Source organism: Paenibacillus polygoni, assembly GCF_030263935.1.
Lineage (GTDB): Bacteria > Bacillota > Bacilli > Paenibacillales > Paenibacillaceae > Paenibacillus > Paenibacillus polygoni.
Genome location: NZ_CP127162.1, coordinates 2733311 through 2752830, shown reverse-complemented (window position 1 = coordinate 2752830; position 19520 = coordinate 2733311). Strand labels below are relative to the sequence as shown.

14 protein-coding genes are annotated in these 19520 nt (G+C 42.6%); 13 read left to right on the top strand and 1 reads right to left on the bottom strand.

From position 1 onward, the window contains the following. Nucleotides 1–2 precede the first annotated feature (2 nt). From QPK24_RS13285 to QPK24_RS13270, 4 genes are read left to right on the top strand one after another with little or no spacing between them, the layout of a single operon-like run. The gene (locus tag QPK24_RS13285; protein WP_285741778.1) at nucleotides 3–710 is read left to right on the top strand and encodes an ABC transporter ATP-binding protein; all 708 of its coding nucleotides are present in this window, start codon (nucleotides 3–5) and stop codon (nucleotides 708–710) included. Continuing rightward, complete coding sequence (locus QPK24_RS13280; RefSeq protein WP_285741775.1) at nucleotides 691–1755, top strand: efflux RND transporter periplasmic adaptor subunit; 1065 nt, start codon at nucleotides 691–693, stop codon at nucleotides 1753–1755. The genes QPK24_RS13285 and QPK24_RS13280 overlap by 20 nt, the downstream gene beginning before the upstream one ends. A 42-nt stretch (nucleotides 1756–1797) precedes the next feature. Next, complete coding sequence (locus QPK24_RS13275; protein ID WP_285741773.1) at nucleotides 1798–4674, top strand: ABC transporter permease; 2877 nt, start codon at nucleotides 1798–1800, stop codon at nucleotides 4672–4674. A gap of 3 nt (nucleotides 4675–4677) precedes the next feature. Further along, nucleotides 4678–5574 carry an ABC transporter ATP-binding protein gene (locus QPK24_RS13270; protein ID WP_285741771.1) on the top strand — a complete coding sequence of 299 codons (897 nt, stop codon included), beginning with the start codon at nucleotides 4678–4680 and terminating at the stop codon, nucleotides 5572–5574. Nucleotides 5575–5711: 137 nt separating this feature from the next. On the opposite strand, the gene QPK24_RS13265 is transcribed toward QPK24_RS13270, so the two are convergent. Further along, entirely contained in the window at nucleotides 5712–6461 is a 750-nt protein-coding gene (locus QPK24_RS13265; protein ID WP_285741768.1) for a helix-turn-helix domain-containing protein, read from the bottom strand. 272 nt (nucleotides 6462–6733) lie between these two features. Between QPK24_RS13265 and QPK24_RS13260 the strand changes: the two genes are divergently transcribed. The 9 genes from QPK24_RS13260 (at nucleotide 6734) to QPK24_RS13220 (ending at nucleotide 19519) form a co-directional block, all read left to right on the top strand. Then, nucleotides 6734–8119, top strand: a complete 1386-nt coding sequence (locus QPK24_RS13260; protein ID WP_285741766.1) for an ABC transporter substrate-binding protein — start codon at nucleotides 6734–6736, stop codon at nucleotides 8117–8119. A gap of 188 nt (nucleotides 8120–8307) precedes the next feature. Continuing rightward, nucleotides 8308–11112 (top strand): extracellular solute-binding protein, encoded by a 2805-nt coding sequence (locus tag QPK24_RS13255; protein ID WP_407083023.1) that lies wholly within the window; start codon nucleotides 8308–8310, stop codon nucleotides 11110–11112. Between the two features lie 78 nt (nucleotides 11113–11190). After that, nucleotides 11191–12084 carry a carbohydrate ABC transporter permease gene (locus QPK24_RS13250; RefSeq protein ID WP_285749309.1) on the top strand — a complete coding sequence of 298 codons (894 nt, stop codon included), beginning with the start codon at nucleotides 11191–11193 and terminating at the stop codon, nucleotides 12082–12084. A gap of 14 nt (nucleotides 12085–12098) precedes the next feature. Beyond that, nucleotides 12099–12962: a carbohydrate ABC transporter permease gene (locus tag QPK24_RS13245; protein WP_285749307.1), complete on the top strand. Its 864-nt coding sequence runs from the start codon at nucleotides 12099–12101 to the stop codon at nucleotides 12960–12962. Nucleotides 12963–12978: 16 nt separating this feature from the next. Next, nucleotides 12979–14439 carry a hypothetical protein gene (locus QPK24_RS13240; RefSeq protein WP_213532335.1) on the top strand — a complete coding sequence of 487 codons (1461 nt, stop codon included), beginning with the start codon at nucleotides 12979–12981 and terminating at the stop codon, nucleotides 14437–14439. Next, nucleotides 14436–15062 (top strand): YIP1 family protein, encoded by a 627-nt coding sequence (locus tag QPK24_RS13235; protein ID WP_213532336.1) that lies wholly within the window; start codon nucleotides 14436–14438, stop codon nucleotides 15060–15062. Before QPK24_RS13240 ends, QPK24_RS13235 begins: the two co-directional genes overlap by 4 nt. Before the next feature lie 16 nt (nucleotides 15063–15078). Next, complete coding sequence (locus tag QPK24_RS13230; RefSeq protein WP_285741759.1) at nucleotides 15079–17643, top strand: DUF5696 domain-containing protein; 2565 nt, start codon at nucleotides 15079–15081, stop codon at nucleotides 17641–17643. Then, nucleotides 17640–18551 (top strand): carbohydrate ABC transporter permease, encoded by a 912-nt coding sequence (locus tag QPK24_RS13225; RefSeq protein WP_285741757.1) that lies wholly within the window; start codon nucleotides 17640–17642, stop codon nucleotides 18549–18551. The genes QPK24_RS13230 and QPK24_RS13225 overlap by 4 nt, the downstream gene beginning before the upstream one ends. Before the next feature lie 17 nt (nucleotides 18552–18568). Further along, a complete protein-coding gene (locus QPK24_RS13220; protein WP_285741755.1) occupies nucleotides 18569–19519 on the top strand; it encodes a carbohydrate ABC transporter permease in 951 nt (316 codons plus the stop codon). The last annotated feature ends 1 nt before the right edge of the window (nucleotide 19520 follow it).

The following is a 19520-nucleotide window of genomic DNA, read 5'->3' as shown; positions in this document are numbered from 1 at the left end:
TCATGCCACATACAGAGCAGGATAGGAAAACTTACGGAGATCCGATCCTTGAAGCCGTCGGTGTGTATCGAAGGTTTGGGCGGGGGAATATGGTGGTTACCGCACTAGATAACATTCATCTATCTGTACCCGCTCACAGCATGGTGGCATTGCAAGGGAGATCGGGGTCAGGAAAGACTACGCTTCTTAATATTCTTGCTGCTCTAGATGAACCGACAGAAGGAAAAGTTATTCTACAGGGACAACAAATTTCCGGACTGTCGGAAGCAGAAAGAAGTAAGCTTCGCCGTAAAGAAATTGGACTCGTCTTTCAATCATTTGGGCTGATCCCACTTATGTCAGCATATGAAAATGTTGAATTTGGTCTTCGCATTGCAGGCGAGTCTGTTAAAGGAAATCAAGAAGCTGCAGAACGAGCACTGGAGCGAGTGGGTATGAAGGATAGAATGAAACATCGACCTATGGAGTTATCGGGCGGTGAGCAGCAGCGCGTGGCGATCGCAAGAGCGATCGCACATGAGCCTGCCATTCTAATTGCTGATGAACCCACGGCTGAGCTGGACAGCAAGATGGGTTTGCAGGTGATGCGTGTATTTCGGGATCTAGTGCAAGATTCAGGAATGACGATTGTCTTAACAACACACGATCCGGGGATCATGGAGCTTGCTGACTATGTTATTGCATTGGAGGATGGCAAAATTGTACCCTAATCGATATAAGCATCATCGTACGTATAAAAGAAAACTAAATGTAAAGGTAAGCATTCTTCTCGCTGCCATGCTTACTCTTACAGGCTGTTCTCTTCTTCCGGTTGAAGACGAAAGTCTTCAGCCGCCGCTCGTTCAGCCTGCCGAGGAAGAGCTTGATATTGTGGAGGCGACCCGTGGCAATATCGAGACTTCTTTAAGAGGAACGGCCAATTTTGTTTCGGCAAGCTCAGCGACACTGTTCTTTAAAGAGAACGGAGGACGTCTAAAGTCTATGAAGGCGAAAGTTGGAGAAGAGGTAAAGGCCGGGGAATTACTGGCGGAGCTGGAAACAGACGATCTCGATCTTCAAATCCGTTTACAGAAATTGAACGTTGAGCGTGCGAGATTATTGTACAAAGAGGCGCAGCAATCCGGTCTTGTTAAAACAGAACTCCGACTGCGTGAAATTGATATGGAGCGAGAGGAATTGCAGCTGGACAATATGGAGAAGAAACTGTCTGCAGCAAGAATTTATGCTCCGATCTCAGGTATTGTTACCTTTACGGAAACACTAAACACAGGTGATATTGTAAGCGCTTATCAAACCATAATTACGATTGCTGATCCTTCCGATATGAAGCTTATTTATACCGCTTCTGATTCCAAAGATTTACTATCAGTCCAAACTGGAATGCCGGTAGGTTTGAAATACAAAGGTAAGGATTATGAGGGTACGGTGTTACAATCTCCTGCAGAAGCGCCTCAGACGACGGATGAAGCAAAGTCGGAACGTAATTCAGTGACCATCATTATCGGCATGAAAGATGCACCAAGTGATGTGAAAATCGGTCACAGCGCGGAACTCACCATAAAACTACAAAGCCGTGAGAACGTAATCCTTCTTCCAAGGTCTGCGATTCGCTCTTACATGGGGCGCAGTTATGTTCAAGTAGCTGAAGGTGACCAGCGGAAAGAAGTCGATGTGGAACTTGGACTTACCACACCTACACAGGTGGAGGTTGTGAAAGGTCTCGAAGAAACTCAGCAAGTTATCTTAAATAATTAAAATTTGTATCTACTTTCAGGGCAGGAAGGAGGGGGTGATCATATGGCTTTGTGGACGATGATCCTTCGCAAAATGGCAAGTAACAAATGGCTGCAGCTTAATTTGTGGTTTGGCCTAACCATATGTGTGGCGTTGTTTAGTTCTATGCCGCTCTATTCAGATGCCATTTTGCAGCGGACATTGACCAAGGAATTACAGGAGATCCAGCATCAGAGCGGTGTATATCCTGGGTTTATGCGCATTAGTACAAGTGTATCTTCTTCTGTAATGGATGAGAAGACGACTAGTGCGATCTCTCGTGCTGATCAATTTGCTGCAAGTATCCCGGAGCGAACGGGAATTGAGGCGATGTCTTCCTACCAGCAGCGCAAGACTCATAAGATGAAAGTATATGGAGCCGACGCTTCTGATCAGGAAAAGAAGATACAGAAAACAACAGGTATTTTCAAGTCTTTATCTGATATGGAAAAACGGGTCAAACTGACTGAGGGTCGCATGCCGCAGGACCGGCAAGACGGTATATTTGAAGCGCTTGTGACACAGAAGTTTCTCTTGTCAGTAAAACGCGGACTTGGCGATGAACTGTTGATGGTATCGCCGGAAGCAGATCGTAGTACATTCCGTGTAATTCCTGTTGGTTTGATTGAAACGGATCCGGCTGCGGACCCCTATCTCCCCTATTTGACAACAGACGAAGAAAATGGTTTTCTGATACCTTTCGAGCAATTTGAGCGTGAATTTATCGAAGGTGGAAAAGCCCGCCTTACCGAACTAGAATGGCGTTTTGCCTTGAACTACGAACAGCTAACGGTAGAGAAAACAGGACAGTTCACCAAAGCAGCTACGGACGTGAAACGTTATTTTCGCGGGAAACTTGGAGTGGAAGAAGTAAATATTCCAGCGACCGAGACGGTAGCATCGTATGAGGGGAAACAAAAGAAGCTTGACTTAATGATGTTGTCTCTCTATGTTCCCGTTATGATGATGTTGGCATTCTACATATATATGTCTGCGAATCTTATAATTGATCGGCAGAAGACGGAAATCGCTGTACTGCGAAGCAGAGGTGCCAGTCGTTTTCAGATTATGTGTATTTACGTACTCGAAAGTACACTTCTAGGCATCAGTGCACTGGCTGTCGGTCCTATACTTGGGGTATGGTTCACTAAAATACTTGGAGCTTCTAACGGGTTCCTCGAGTTTGTTCAGCGTTCCGCTCTCGAAATCAGCTTATCAAGTGATGCTTATCGAATTGCCGTCATTGCTGTGTCAGGCGCCATTATGCTTATCTTAATTCCTGCGTTTCTTGCTTCCAAAGTAAGTATCGTCAGCCATAAGCAGCAGAGTGCCCGGCTTGCTCATACCCCATTCTGGTATAAGGCGGGAATCGATTTCCTTTTAGTCGGAATCTCTTTGTATCTGCTTTATAATTTCAATAAAAGACAGGCTGATTTAAAGCGGTTGGCACTGGATTCAGAATTACTGCAAATGGATCCACTCGTGTTTTTAATTCCTGCCTTATTCATTCTCGGCGGCGGACTCCTTGTGCTGCGGATATATCCTTGGCTGATTCGGATCATCTACGTATCAGGGAAGAAATGGTGGTCCCCGCCGCTTTATAGCTCACTCGTACAGATTAGCCGCTCTTCCGGACAGTATCTAACAATCAATGTGTTTCTAATCATGACCGTCGCAACAGGTATATTCAGTGCAAATGCGGCTCGAACGATTAACGATAATCTAGATAGCAAAATCCAGTATTCTGTAGGAACAGATATCGTAATTACGTCCAAATGGGAAAGTAATGCACTACCGCCTGTCAATATGGCTTCAGCAGCTCAGACGGGTTCAGCGAATAGTGAATTTACCGAACAAAGACGTGTGCAGTATACGGAACCTCCTTTTACTCCATTCGAAGAACTGGAAGGTGCAGAGTCAGTAGCTAAAGTGTTTCGGAAAGAGGAAGCACGTTTTAGTGCAAAAGAGAGCGGCACATCAGGAAAGGTAGAACTCGTAGGCATCAATACGCTGGAATTTGGAAATACAGCGTGGATGAAGAACGGACTAATGGATTATCCATTAAACAGCTATCTAAATCTGATTGCTCCAAATCCGAAAGCAGTTCTCATCTCCCGTTCGCTCGCGGATAAAGCGAAGCTTGAACCGGGGGATACCATCAGTGTTGCTTGGGATGGACTCAATCAAATTCCGCTTACCGTCTATGGCATTATCGATTACTGGCCAAGTTGGAATCCGCTCGCTGTTAGTCGTGATGCAGAAGGTAAGGGGACAGATCCCTTTCTGATTGTCGGACATCTAAGCACCATTCAGAACAGGCTGGCCATTGAGCCATATGAAGTATGGCTCAAGCTGAAGGACGGGGTGTCCAGCCAAGAGATCTATACGCAGTTGGAACAGAGTAAGGTACCCGTTACAAGCCTTCGGGACGCGACGCAAGAGCTGGTTCGTTCCGTGAATGACCCTTTCCGTATGGCTATTAATGGAGTAATGACGCTTGGATTTGTCATTTCTATGCTCATTTGTTTCTTTGGTTTTCTGCTGTTCTGGACATTGACATTAGCGGGAAGATCGCTCCAATATGGAGTGCTCAGGGCGATGGGTATGCCTTTTCGGCACATCATCGGTATGCTTGTCAGCGAGCAGATGTTAACTTCGGTAGCTGCTGTCCTCATAGGAGTGATGATCGGTAATGTAACAAGCGAACGGTTTGTTCCTTTGTTTGAAATGTCATTTGCGACTACAGATCAGGTACCGCCTTTTCAAATCACCTATCAGCTCAGCGACTATTTACAAGTATACGGTATTATCGGAAGTATGCTGATCATTGGACTTACCGTAATCAGTTTCCGTTTATCACGTACCCGAATTGCCGAGGCGTTGAGACTGGGAGAGGAGTAAGCCTTGATATACTGCGAAGGACTTGTAAAAATATATAAAACGGCCGAACTTGAAGTCGTTGCGCTTCAAGGACTCGATATGACGATAGAAGATGGCGAACTTATGGCTATCATCGGCAATTCAGGCAGCGGTAAATCTACGCTGCTCAATATGCTTGGCGGGCTTGATAAGCCTTCAGCAGGCAAACTATTTGTAGATGGTAAAGACATGCTTTCTTTTACAGAGAAAGATTTAAAAGTGTATAAACGAGAGACTGTAGGGTTCGTATGGCAAAATAACTCCCGTAACCTGATTCCGTATTTATCAGCCATAGAGAATGTGGAACTGCCGATGCTGCTGCACGGCAAGCGGAGCCGGGCGCGTGCAATAGAACTGCTCACGGCGGTTGGACTGGAAAAACGGATGAAAAACCGCTTAAGCGAGCTGTCTGGTGGGGAACAGCAGCGGGTAGCCATCGCCATTGCACTTGCAAATAACCCGCGTTTACTGCTGGCAGATGAGCCCACCGGGTCGCTTGATACGAGCACATCAGACCAAGTCTTGGATCTATTTCGATCGCTTAACCGGTCTACGGGTCTTACGGTCGTCATTGTTACACATGATCCGCATTTAGCCCAGAAGGTGGACCGGGTTGTGCAAATTCGTGATGGTAAGACCTCAGCAGAAATGATTCGGCGGACCTCTTATTCGGAGGAACTTGCTCTATTGGATGCAGAGGAAAAGCAAAAGATGTCAGACAGTCATATCGAATATGCGGTTATTGACAAGGCGGGGAGACTTCAGATCCCAGCGGGGTACCTCGATGCAGAAGAATTTAAGGACAGTAATAAAGTTCGTGTTGAAATGGAGGAGGGGCGGATTGTTCTTTACCCTCCTAATGAGACAAAGTTGTCTGGTTAGATCAAGAAAGAGATTGAGTAAGATGAAGTAAGATTGAGTAACTAATAATACCCAAATATCTGCGAAAATAGCCGCTTACTTAAAGATAAGTAAGCGGCTATTTTGTATGGGAAAAAGAAGGGTTTCGTTCAACCATGTTACGCAGTGACCATTTTCATTTTTCGATATTCGTTGGCACTCACACCCGTGTATAGCTTGAACTTTTTATAAAACCAATCCATTTCATAATATCCCACTTCATTGGCAATTTCGTATACTTTCATTTCGGTCTTCTCAAGAAGCTGCTTTGCTTTTTCCATACGTTGCTGCAACAAATAGGCATTAAAGGTCATATTCTCGTGATATTTAAATTTTTGCCCTAAATACGAATAGTTAAAATGTAAAGTGCTCGATATTTCCTTTAAGGTGATATTCTGTCCAAGAGATTCGGTCACATATTCTTTCACTTTATCAATAACGGATTCTTCTAGATCATCCGCTATATCAAAACTGGCTTTCTTATTCTCTGCTTTTTCTTCATTTAATTTTCGATTCATAAGCTGTAGACATATTCTCATATCTTCGCTGGAAACTGGGGCAGGTAAGTAGTCGCTGACCTGATACTGCATTGCTTTTCGAGCAAGCTGAAAGTCAGTACTATCGCTAATAAGAATAATGGGAACAGGACTTATTGCACGTACATGCTTGCATAGGGTAATCCCTTGTTCAGGGCATTTTACAATATCGATGATCAGCAGAGAATAACATTTTGATTTGAGGAGAGATAAAGCAGAATCGGATTCATTCGTGTAATCTTCTAATATGAAACCGAGATTATTCCAATTAAAGAAATCTTGACTTTTTGCATCCCAATGATGATGTAAATCAACGAACAGGATCTTATACATAATCATAGCCCCCCATGTGTTTATTTATGAATCATGTGATCCTCTCTATGTAAAAATGATTACGCTTTCATTATGGAAAAATATTGGGAAGTTCTCAATGTGCATATCTTTATTTATCTAACTTTTGTTTACTTCTTCTCACATTACGACTGAATGCTGCTCGGGAACCTATATTTTGAGGGGTATTAAAACACGTATATCGCAGGTTGTTTGCCTTATTATGTAAGCGCTACACTTTGATTGTGCTCATAAATCAAGAGGGGGATTGAATCATGCGGATCAGCAAAACGATCATTGTGTTATTCATGATAATGGTGTTGCTTGTAGCTTGTAGCAGCGGCTCAGGCAACGAGAAAGAGGTCAACACGAATGATACACCAACGGAAGATGTAGGTAAGGTAGACAGCGGTGAGAATGCAGATGGAGATGGCAATACAGATGAAGAGGCTGTATACAGCACCCCGGAAATGGATTTTGATATGGGTGGCAGAACAATCAAAATCGTTTCTTGGTGGGATATGACGATCGGCGAAGATAACCCAGATAATATTCAGCGTAAGAAAAACCTCGAAGCATTAATGGAAAAACATAATTTCAAAGTGGAATACTTGGCTGTTGATTATGGTGAGTATCAAGAAAAGGTGACAGCTTCGCTCCTTGCAGGCGAGCCTCTTGGAGATATTGTCCGTCTTGGTAAAACATATGCGGTTCCAGCTCTGGTTAAACAAGATTTGCTTTGGCCTATCGATGAATATACGAAGAATCCTGTTGCCTTTAATCAAAAGGTAACGAACGAATACTTCACTTATGAAGGCAGAGGGTATGGATTTACTGAGAATCAGGCGAATCTTGTCGTGGGGATTTTCTACAACCGTACTCTAATGAACCAACTTGGTATTAAACCGCTTCAAGATTACGTAGATGAAGACAATTGGAACTGGGATACTTTTATTCAAGTTGCTAAAGAGGCAAACAGAGATACGAATAACGATGGCAAGCTCGATACATGGGGGTTAGCAAATAATTCTCTTTTAGAGCAAGCTTTGTATTCTAATAATACTTCACTTACCAAAGGCGAAAAACAGAATCTAGACGATCCAGCAACAGTGGAATCTCTTAACTTTGTTAACCGTATCGCTAATGAGCAAATCACAAGACCAACAGAAGGCGGAGACTGGACTGAACCAGGTCAGTTTATTCGTCAAGGAAATACGTTAATGTACGCCGGTGCACTGCATGAACTTAACGGTTTGAAGACGGATATGCCTGATTATGATATAGGTTTCGTCCCTTTCCCTAAAGGTCCAAGTGCAACCGAATACCATTCGGCAGAGGCACTTTTCCAAGCCCTTACCATTCCAAAATCTGTAGAGAATCCGGAGCAGTTAATGTATATATGGGAAAAGATTAACGATATCGATTCCGTATATGATTACCCAGATCAAAGTTCATATGAAACCGTATTCTCAACTGAAGAAGATCTGAACAATGCAAAAATGGTTGCACCGAATATGCTCGTGCTCGATCATCATACGTTTCCAAATCTGAAATTCTATGATTTCCAAGGAGAGCTGAACAGCGGGGTTTCTGTTTCAACCGTAATTGAGAAGTACAAAGGAACTTTTCAAGCAGCGATTGACGAAGTATACGGCAATTAAACGTTAGATATTGATCCTTGCCAGCCCCTTTAAGCATTTGTTTAGAGGGGCTGTGGATCAATTTATTACGTCATGCAGCTGGAGGGGAGAAAGCGTTGAACATCTATAAGAAACGATGTGCCATTTCATTGCTCGTTTGTAGTTTATGCGCCGTATTTATAGGCTCTTTTTATCCTTTAAAATCCATCATGGCCAGCGAAAAGATCGAACCGATTTCTGATTTCGAAGCGATCGTGAGCTCAGATGATCAGAACGGTTATTCCGCATATCTAGAACGTCATACGAGTGCGGCAAGACCTGACCGTGTAGTCCGAATTGAAGGGGAAAGTTATGTAAACGCTACAGGCGGTAAATTCGAAATAGCGGACCATCCATATGAACTTGATGGGACTGCTGTCTTAACACCAGAAGAAGGAACGATATCCTGGTCTGTGCCCATTGAGGAAGCAGGTTTATATAACGTGAGAGTACATTACTATCCGATCGAAGGGAAAAGCTCGGCTATTGAAAGGCAATTAGAAATTAACGGAGAGGTTCCTTTCAAAGGTGCGGAAATTCTTTTATTTGACCGAATCTGGGGAAATAAAATGGATGAAATCCAGCAAGATGATCGGAATAATGATCTTCGTCCAAGACAAGTGGAGAAACCTTCATGGCAATATGGCACTTTAACAGATCGAGAAGGTTATTATGATGAACCGTTTTCGTTTTATTTTGAATCCGGTGAACAAGAAATTTCTTTGACCGCATTAAGAGAACCGATGGCAATTGATTATATTGAACTGTATCAGCAGTCAGGACAGAAAACATATGAGCAGGTAACCGGTGAATATGCATCTGCTGGACTAGCGCCAGTAAAGGATCAATATATGCTGATTCAAGCTGAGGATGCGGCATTTAAGTCTTCCCCAACGTTGGCTCCGATATCAGACCGCTCGAGTCCAACCGTAATTCCATATGATGTATCAAAAATTCGAATCAACTCAATCGGCGGTACGAACTGGAAACTCCCAGGTCAATGGATAGAATGGGAAATTGAAGTTCCTGAGGACGGATTATATCAGATTGCGCTAAAAGAAAAACAGGATCAACTTCGCGGAATATACGCAACAAGAAGCTTAATGATTGACGGGGAATACCCATTCCAAGAAATGAAACGAATTCGATTCAAATTTCATCGTGATTGGCAGATGAACGTCCTTGGTGGAGAAGAGCCTTATTTATTCCACTTAACAAAAGGGAAACACCACATTCGTATGACCGTCTCCCTTGGGGAAATTGCCCCGCTGCTAAGAACAATTGAATCAAGTGTCCTGGAACTGAATGAGATGTACCGAAAAATACTGATGATTACATCGAATACACCGGATCCTTATCGTGATTATCAACTCGAGAAGCGGATCCCAGATATGATAGAAGTATTTGAACAGCAAGCAGAGACGATTCAAAATGTAGCTGATTATCTAGAGAAAGTGACAGGAGAAAAGAGTGATAAGGTCGCTATTCTTTATGCGATGGTATATCAGCTAAAAGAAATGATGCAGCGTCCTGAGACAATCGCGCAGCGACTGGATTCATTCAAAATTAATGTCGGCGGACTTGGAACCTGGATTCTGACTGTACGTGAACAACCGCTTTCTCTTGATTATATGGTTGTTTCGTCACCTGACGTGAAACTACCAAGAGCGGAAGCTACCTTTTTTGAAGAAGTAAAGCACGAAATTGGTGCTTATATTGCTTCCTATACGGAGGATTACGACAGTATTGGTAATATTGCTGAAGGCAATCGTTCCCTTGATGTATGGGTAACTACAGGGCGAGATCAGGCTCAGGTACTGAAAGCATTAATCGACGATACATTCACCCCCGAGACGGACATCTCTGTAAATCTTAGACTTGTTCCTTCCAACATCTTGCTGCCGGCTACTCTTGCAGATGAAGGACCGGACATTGCAATGCAGATTGGTGAAGACCTTCCAGTGAACTATGCAATGCGGGGTGCTGCTGCGGATCTAACCCAATTTGGTGATTATGATGATGTTGCTGCCCGGTTCCGCGAAAGTGGACTCACGCCGTATATGTACGATGAAGGGGTATATGCACTTCCTGAGCAGCAGACGTTCCCTATGTTATTTTATCGCAAAGATATATTAAAAGAACTGGAACTTGAACCTCCAAAAACCTGGCAGGACATCTACAATATGATTTCTGTACTGCAAAAACATAATATGGAATTCTATTTACCTCTGGAATCATCGAACGCAAGTCTTGTACCTAATGCGACTTTTTCGATGCTCTTGTACCAAAATGGCGGAGAATTCTATCAAGATAACGGGATGCGAAGCACGCTTGATTCTGACATCTCCATGGATGCATTTAAAAAGTGGACACAATTCTATACCAGTTATAAGTTCCCGCTGCAAGCGGATTTCCCTAACCGATTCCGGACAGGAGAAATGCCAATCGGTATCGCTGATTACACCACCTACAACATGCTGACCGTAATGGCTCCTGAAATAAAAGGACTTTGGGATTTCACGATTGTACCCGGATCTAAACTTGCTGATGGATCGGTGAACCACGAGGTAGCGAGTCATACAACAGGAGTTATGATGTTGAATAATGCGGACGATAAGGAATCCGCTTGGGAATTTATGAAATGGTGGACAGACAAAGATGTTCAGATTAGTTACGGCAGAGAGATGGAAGGTCTGATGGGTGAGGCGGCAAGGTACCCAACAGCCAATACAGAAGCATTGGAAGAACTTCCTTGGCCTGTGAAGGATTATAAGAATCTGGAAAGTCAGTGGAAATGGGTACAAGGGATTCCGCAAGTACCTGGCGGTTATTTTACAGGCAGGCATCTGGATAATGCCTTCCGTAAAGTTGTGAACGCAAATCAGAATCCACGGGAAGCATTCTCAGATTATATCCTTTACATTAACGATGAAATCGAGATCAAGCGAAAGGAATTCAATTTGCCTTATGAATAAGGGGGTGGGGAAAAGGTGCAGACAAGAACGAATGTTCAGCCAATAAAAGAAGCCGTCCATCCAACACGGCCAAGCCGAATGTTACGAATTAAGAAAGAATTTCATCGAAGCAAACATTATTACCTGTTAATGAGTCCATACATGATCATCTTTTTCTTGTTTACGGTAATACCTGTTGTATTGTCATTCGGTCTCAGTTTTTTCTATTTCAACATGTTGGAGTTTCCGCGTTTTGTCGGTTGGCAGAACTACGCCAGACTGTTTTTGAATGATGATATCTTCATGATTGCTTTAAAGAACACATTGCTGTTCGCTGTCATCACAGGACCAGTCAGTTATATAGCCTGTTTTATATTTGCATGGATCATTAATGAATTATCACCGAAGGTCAGAGCGTTCATGACTCTCATTTTCTATGCACCTTCGATTTCTGGAAACGTGTTCTTTATATGGCTCATCATTTTTTCAGGTGATAGTTACGGCTATTTGAATGGGTTCTTAATGAAAGCGGGATTTATCCTAGAACCTATTCAATGGCTGCTTGATGAGAAGTATATCCTTGCCATTGTAATGATCGTTCAGTTATGGCTCAGTCTAGGCACGAGTTTCTTGGCATTTATTGCGGGTCTGCAGACGATTGACAAAACACTCGTAGAGGCAGGAGCAGTAGACGGCATTAAAAATCGGTGGCAGGAACTATGGTACATTACTCTGCCTTCGATGAGACCTCAGCTGATGTTTGGGGCAGTTATGCAAATCACAGCCTCCTTTGCTGTTGCAGATATCTCCATTGCTCTAGCAGGCTTCCCAAGTGTTAACTATGCAGCTCATACCGTCGTGACGCATTTGATGGACTATGGCACCATTCGGTTTGAGATGGGATATGCTTCAGCGATCGCAACCGTCTTGTTCTTCTTAATGATTGGCTCGAACAAGCTGACGCAGAGACTCCTTAGAAGGGTGGGAGAATAGACGTGGTATTAAAAATGAGAAATATTTTCCGAACACAGAAGAAACTTAACCGTTCCTTACCTGTCAACATTATGTTGTTCATCATCCTGGCACTATTTGGCGCATTTATGGCATTACCGCTTATTTATGCCATCAATAACGCATTTAAACCGCTGGATGAGATATTCATTTTTCCACCTCGTTTCTTTGTTATCAATCCAACGATGGATAACTTCTATGACTTGGTGTCCTTAATGGGAAATTCGTGGGTACCTTTAACGAGGTATATCGCTAATACACTGCTGATTACCATTATTGGAACAGTGGGACATATTTTACTCGCTTCTGCAGCTGCTTATCCGCTGGCGAAACACCGATTTTTCGGTTCAAAAATACTGTTTTCTATTGTTGTTCTATCCCTGATGTTCTCTGCACATGTTACAGCCATTCCGAACTACATGGTCATGTCCTGGCTTGGCTGGATTAATACACATGCATCCATCATTATTCCGTCTCTTGCTTTTCCGCTTGGCTTGTTCTTAATGAAGCAGTTCATGGAACAGATTCCGGATGCACTTATCGAAGCTGCAAAAATTGACGGAGCAACTGAATATCGTATTTTTTGGAGTATTATTATGCCGAATGTGAAGCCGGCCTGGCTTACACTAATGATTTTGCAATTTCCAGCACTATGGGGATCTGACGGAGGAAGCTTTATCTACAGCGAAAATTTGAAGACACTTCATTATGCGCTGGGTCAGATTATCCAAGGCGGTATCGCCAGAGCAGGTGTCGGAGCAGCCGTTGCACTGCTGCTGATGATTGTACCCATTACGCTTTTCATTATTTCCCAGAGCAGTGTTATGCAGACGATGGCGACATCAGGTATGAAGGATTAGAAGGGAGCCTTGCACGATGCGGAAGACGAAATCGAAAGGTAAGAAGCTGCTCCTATCAGCAATCTGCTTCATGCTTGGTGTTACGCTGGGCGGGGGAGTAACAAATGCTGCTGGTGATGGAGCTTCGTATAATTATTCTTTTTGGGGAGAGACCGTTGAAGCGCCTGCAGCCTATCAGGCAACCGAGTTGTATAGCGGAGCTGATCTTGGTGTAGGACCATTAAAAGAACCTAGTGATCTGCATGTATCAAGTGATCAGCGGATTTATGTACTTGATTCGGGTAACAACAGAGTTGTTGTGATGAATAATCGCTTCACTGATGCGGTTACAATTACCTCTTTCGATCATGATGGGAAGGAGGATACTTTTTCCAATCCTCAAGGGCTGTTCGTTACAGATCAGAATCATGTAATCGTTGCGGATACAGGAAATAACCGAATCGTTCATTTAGACCAGGATTTTCATTTAGTAAAAGTGATTGGGGCGCCGGAGTCGGATCTATTGCAAGCTAATTTTCAGTTTCAGCCCGTACGTGTGGTAATGGATAATGCACAGCGTCTGTACGTCATGTCGACGGGTGTATTTGACGGATTTATGGAATTTAATGCGGAGGGCGTATTCACTTCTTTTATTGGTGCGAACCGAGTAAAGATCGATCCTATCGATTATTTTTGGAAGCGAATCTCCACACAAGCGCAGCGCAGTCAGATGATAATGTATACACCTACGGAATTTACGAATCTTGACATTGATAACGAAGGTTTTATTTATGCGACCAACGGAGATCAGTGGGGAGACAATATTAAAAAACTGAACGCACAAGGCAATGATATCTTACGGCGTACGGGTTATTTTAACCCCCAAGGCGATATTAATTATACGGTAGATGCAGGCCCTTCCCGATTGATTGATATCGAAGTTTCCGATAGTGAAATGTACAGCGTGCTGGATTCGAAGCGCGGAAGAATTTTCACATATAACGGAGATGGACACTTAATGTATATCTTTGGCGGTATTGGTAACTTGCTTGGTGAATTTAAAACACCGACAGCGATCGAACGTGTAGGGGATGACTTTATCGTGCTTGATAAAGCATTGGGTGAGATCACTTTGTTCCGTACGACTGCTTATGGAAGAACACTTAATGAAGCTGTACGCAGCTATTATCGCGGTGATGAAGAGAAAGCTTATGAGTTATTTAATGAAACGATAAATATGAACGCAAATTTAGAATTTGCTTATTCTGGAATCGGTAAAGCGCTGCTAAGGCAAGGGGATTATAAAGATGCAATGAGTTATTTTGATCGAAGTATGGATCTGGCTAATTACTCCAAGTCGTTCCTGCTCTACCGCAAAGAATTGTTACGAGATTATTTCGGTACGATCATGACTTTACTCGTCCTGGGTGTTGTAGCCTTCGTAGGAGCTCGTATATACCGAAAATCCGTGCGGAGAAAAAGAGGTGTGTCTGCTTGAATAAAGAACTCATAACATTCCCTTTACAGCTGATCGTGCATCCGTTTAACGGATTTTGGGATTTGAAATATGAGCAAACCCAGAAAAAGAATTTGATGATCTCATACCTCATTCTGTTTTTTCTGGTGATTACGAATATTTTAAGCACACAGTACAGTGGTATTTTGGTCAACTTGTATAACCCGAAGGACATGAACAGTCTTTTGGAAGTCGTATATATCGTTGTTCCCGTACTATTTTGGTGCGTTGCCAACTGGTCACTGACTACGCTTATGGATGGAGAAGGAAAATTTGTTGAAATCTTTACATCGACATGTTTTGCCTTACTCCCCCTTGTTATCATTAACTTTCCTTGGATTTGGCTGAGTAACATCATTTCCTTACAGGAAGCTACTTTTTATTATTTTTCCAATGCGCTTTCTATTCTTTGGTTTCTATTCCTGCTATTCGTAGGCAATATGACCGTACATCAATTCACTCCTGCAAAAACCATTGGTATTATGCTGCTAACGGTGGTTGCAATGGGGTTCATGGCCTTTATCGGTATGCTGTTTTTCAGTCTGGTTCAGCAAATTGTGTCCTTCATATCCGTCATCTATCAAGAACTGGTTATGAGGAGTTAGGGAAGGAGGGAGAGAGATGAATATGAATTCTAAAAAAGCACTTATTGGTGTAGGTATCGTGTGCTGCCTGCTTCTCAGCAGTTGTTCAGGTACGAATTCAGCTAAACTGGTCAGCGCAAATCAAACGGAGACCGAGACGAAAGTATTTGAACAGGGTAAGCCGCTCACAGCTTCCTTCACCGATTCCCGTGCAGCTAATATGAAGGGAGTAGCCGAAAATGATTCATTACGATTTCTCGTGGACGAAGAATCTGGATCAGTAGCGGTCATTCATAAAGCCAGCGGTGAAATTTGGTACAGCAATCCTTCTGACCGAGATACGGATGCTTTGGCTGCTGGTGTCAATAAAAGTGAGTTATCTGCTCAGATGAAGCTTCAATATTACAACTCGTTTGGTCAAGTGAATTCGGTTAACTCATATACAGATGCAGTGATGCATAAGCAAATTAATTTTGAACCGATTGAGAATGGAGTAAGAGTGAATTATCAATTCGGGACAAGTGCCAAGTCAGCTGAGGATATGCCGCAGAAGATTAGTAAAACGCGCTATGAAGGACTCCTCGCTAAATTAGATAAAACGAATCAACGCGCACTTATGCTGGTTTACACAGAAGACAGTGATGCTGAGGTTTTTGTTCGTAATGATGGAGCGTTAAAGGGTCTTCAGCTCGACCGAGCACTCAAAGCTTTTGAAGAGGCAGGGTATACGGAAGAAGAGCTTGCCATCGATATTGAAGAAAACAACCTGGATCAAACAAAACCAGAACCTCGATTGTTCCTAGCTTCTATTGAATACACGCTGGACGGTGACAGTCTTGTAGCAAGAGTGCCTGCGGATCGAATTGAATACCCAGAAAAGTATCCTCTTGGAACGCTGTCTCTTCTTAGTTACTTTGGGGCAGGTAGTTCAAAGGAGGAAGGTTCTCTATTCGTACCGGACGGATCAGGTGCACTCATTCATTTTAACAATGGAAAAACGCAGTATCCTGCTTATCAACAGCCGGTCTATGGTACAGATAAAACCATGGATCGAACGGAAGATGCGCTAAGTACGGAAGCCATAAGATTGCCGGTATTCGGTATTATGCGGGAGAATGCAGCATTCCTCGGTATTATTGAAGAAGGAGCACCCGCAGCAACGGTCAATGCGGATATTAGCGGCAAGGTAAACAGTTACAATTATGTATACCCAAGCTTTACCGTACTGAATAAGAGAGACTTGACCTTGGATGCGAACGGACAACAACGTTCCATTCCTTCATTTCAAGAGCGCCCCATGTCAACCGACTTTACTATTCGGTATGCGTTCCTTGGCAGTAATCAAGCCTCCTATTCAGGAATGGCAACTTATTATCAACAATATCTAACTCAGAACAATGGTCTTCCGCAAAAAGAACAATCAGAACAAGATTCGGATAATATTCCGTTTTATCTGCAGCTGATTGGCAGTATTTCAAAACAAAAGCATTTTGCCGGTATTCCTTATCAGGCATTAGAACCGTTAACTACCTTCGATCAAGCTAAGGACATTATTACGGAATTACAAGAACGTGATATCCGTGATATTAAGCTAAGGTATGCTGGATGGTTTAACAAAGGACTCAATCATAAGGTGCCTGAAAAAATCTCGGTTGATGAGGCGATTGGCGGGAAGTCAGGAATGAAATCCTTCGCTTCGTTTGCAAAAGAGCAGAACATTTCCTTATTTCCGGATGTCGCCGTTTTAATGGCCAATTCAGGTTCTAGCTTTAATAAAGCAAAAGAAGCAGCAAGAACACTCAAAGGGGATCCTGCAACGCTGTATCCTCTCGATGTAGCTATGGGACGCCGAGATCGCAGCAGACTGCCTTCGTACATTATTTCTCCAAAGACAGCAAACGCATTGATGGATGACTTACTAAAGGAATTCCAGAAATATGATACAGGCGGTATTTCACTGAGAGATCTGGCAGATGTACTTAACAGTGATTTTCGTAAAAATAAGCTGATTGATCGGATAGAATCTGAGCAGTTATCCATACAGTCTCTTGAAAAAATAAAAGAATCGGGGATCGATGTTTTGGCAGAGGGCGGAAATGCTTATACACTTCCATACCTTACAGACATTATGAATGCACCGATGACAAGCAGTAAGTTTAAGATTGAAGACGAAGAGATTCCATTTTATCAAATGGTCGTGCGTGGATACATCGATTACACCGGCGATCCTTATAATCTATCTACGTACACCGATGTGAAGCCATACATTTTAAAAAGTTTGGAATATGGGGCTAATGTATATTTTGAATGGATTCACGAACCTAACTACAAAGTAAAAGATTCAGAAGATAGTCATTTATATGCCGTGAATTACAAACTATGGATCGATGAGGCTTCGGATATCTACCGTGAAGTCAATGCCATCCTGAAGAACGTGAAGAATGAAAGCATTACTCATCATGAGAAACTTGCTGACGGTGTGTTTCGGACAGAATATGAGAATGGCTTATTCATTATTGTGAATTATAATCGCTCTGCCGTTACATTCGACGGGCGAACAATCGAAGCCGAGAGTTATGTGACGGGTGGTGCAGATTCATGAAGTCCTTTATGAAGCTTGGATTGAAAGAACGAACTTACGCACAACAAAAAGCATTTTGGGGATTCATCTATGTCTTGCCATGGGCATTAGGTTTCATTTTCTTCTTTCTGGTTCCATTGTTATCTTCACTCAGATACAGTTTCAGCAATGTAGAAGCCAATTCATCGGGGATTACCGTATCGTTTGCTGGAATGAAGAATTATATCGAAGCGTTAACAGTCAATACGAGCTTTAACCGTACATTGACGGAAGCGATCATTAATATGGTGGTCAATGTGCCGCTGATTGTCATCTTCAGCTTGTTCCTGGCGGTTCTCTTGAATCAGAAATTTGCTTTACGGTCGATAGCCAGATCAGTGTTTTTCTTACCCGTAATTTTGTCTTCTGGTATCATTCTGAGTTTAGAGAGCTCAAGCTTGGTTCAAGCGATCAATGATCAAAGTCAGAGCTCAGGTATTCTAAGAGGGTTTGGCAGTTTTGAACTTTCGAATATGATGCTTCAGGCGGGTGTCAGTGAAACCATCGTTGATTATTTGACGGGAGCTGTGGACCGAATTTATCAGATTGTCAGCCAATCTGGAGTTCAGATCCTCATTTTCCTGGCAGCCATTCAGACCATTTCGCCTCAATTGTATGAAGCATCGAAAATCGAGGGTGCTACAGGATATGAAGCTTTTTGGAAAATTACCTTTCCCATGGTAAGTCCCATTATTCTGGTAAATATGATTTATACCATTATCGATTCCTTCTCTCGTAATGATCTTACGGAGCTAATTCGTAATACGGGTTTCGTGAATTTTAATTTTGGTCTTAGCTCGGCAATGGCCTGGATTTATTTTGTGGCAATAGCCATTATCCTGTTGATCAGCACGTATCTCGTATCTAGAAAAGTCTTTTATCAGGATTAGGAAGAAGGTGGGTAAGGATGATCTTTTCCAGGTTTATATCAATTGACAATTGGAAGAAATGGTTATGGATAATCGTCCGGTTTACACTAATTATAGGATTATCGTTTGTCATTTTGTTTCCGATACTTCAAAAAATATCAACGGCAGTTAAGCATCAGAACGACTTGTATTCTCCCATTGTGGTGTGGATTCCGCAGAATTTCACACTTGATAATTTCATAAATGCCATTAAGATAATGGATTACTGGGAGACCTTACTGAATACATTCACATTATCCGCAACAACGACGATACTGACAGCGATTTCATGTGCATTTGCGGGGTATGGTTTTGCCCGTCTAAAATTTAAAGGAAGCAATCTGTTATTTGCTGGAGTGATCTTGACGATCCTCGTTCCGCCGACAACGATTCTAATTCCTATCTATTTGAATTTAAAAGATTTTAATCTAATGGGGATTGTTCCGTTATTTACAGGTGGAAAATCTATTAATTTGCTAAACACGTATTGGCCGTTTATTTTGACATCATTGACAGCAAATTCACTTAAGGCTGGATTATATATCTTTATCTTCCGTCAGTTCTTTAGAGGTGTTCCTAAAGAGGTGGAAGAAGCGGCTTATATCGATGGTGCAGGTGTAGGTAAAACATTTATTCGAATCATGTTACCGAATGCCGTTCCTGCTATTGTTACAACCCTTCTCTTCTCTTTTGTTTGGCAGTGGAATGACAGTTTCTATACAACTACGTATCTGACTTCAAGTAAGGTTATGTCAACCCAGTTGTCATCACTGCCATATAATCTGGCAATCGAACTCTCAGGAGGGGATGCTTCAAAAGCAGATCCATTCTACTTAAGTATGGTGCAGGATACGGGTATTCTGCTTGCGATTCTACCGCTTATTATCATTTATTTATTCGTTCAACGTTATTTTGTTGAAAGTATAGAGCGAACAGGCATTGTCGGATAGT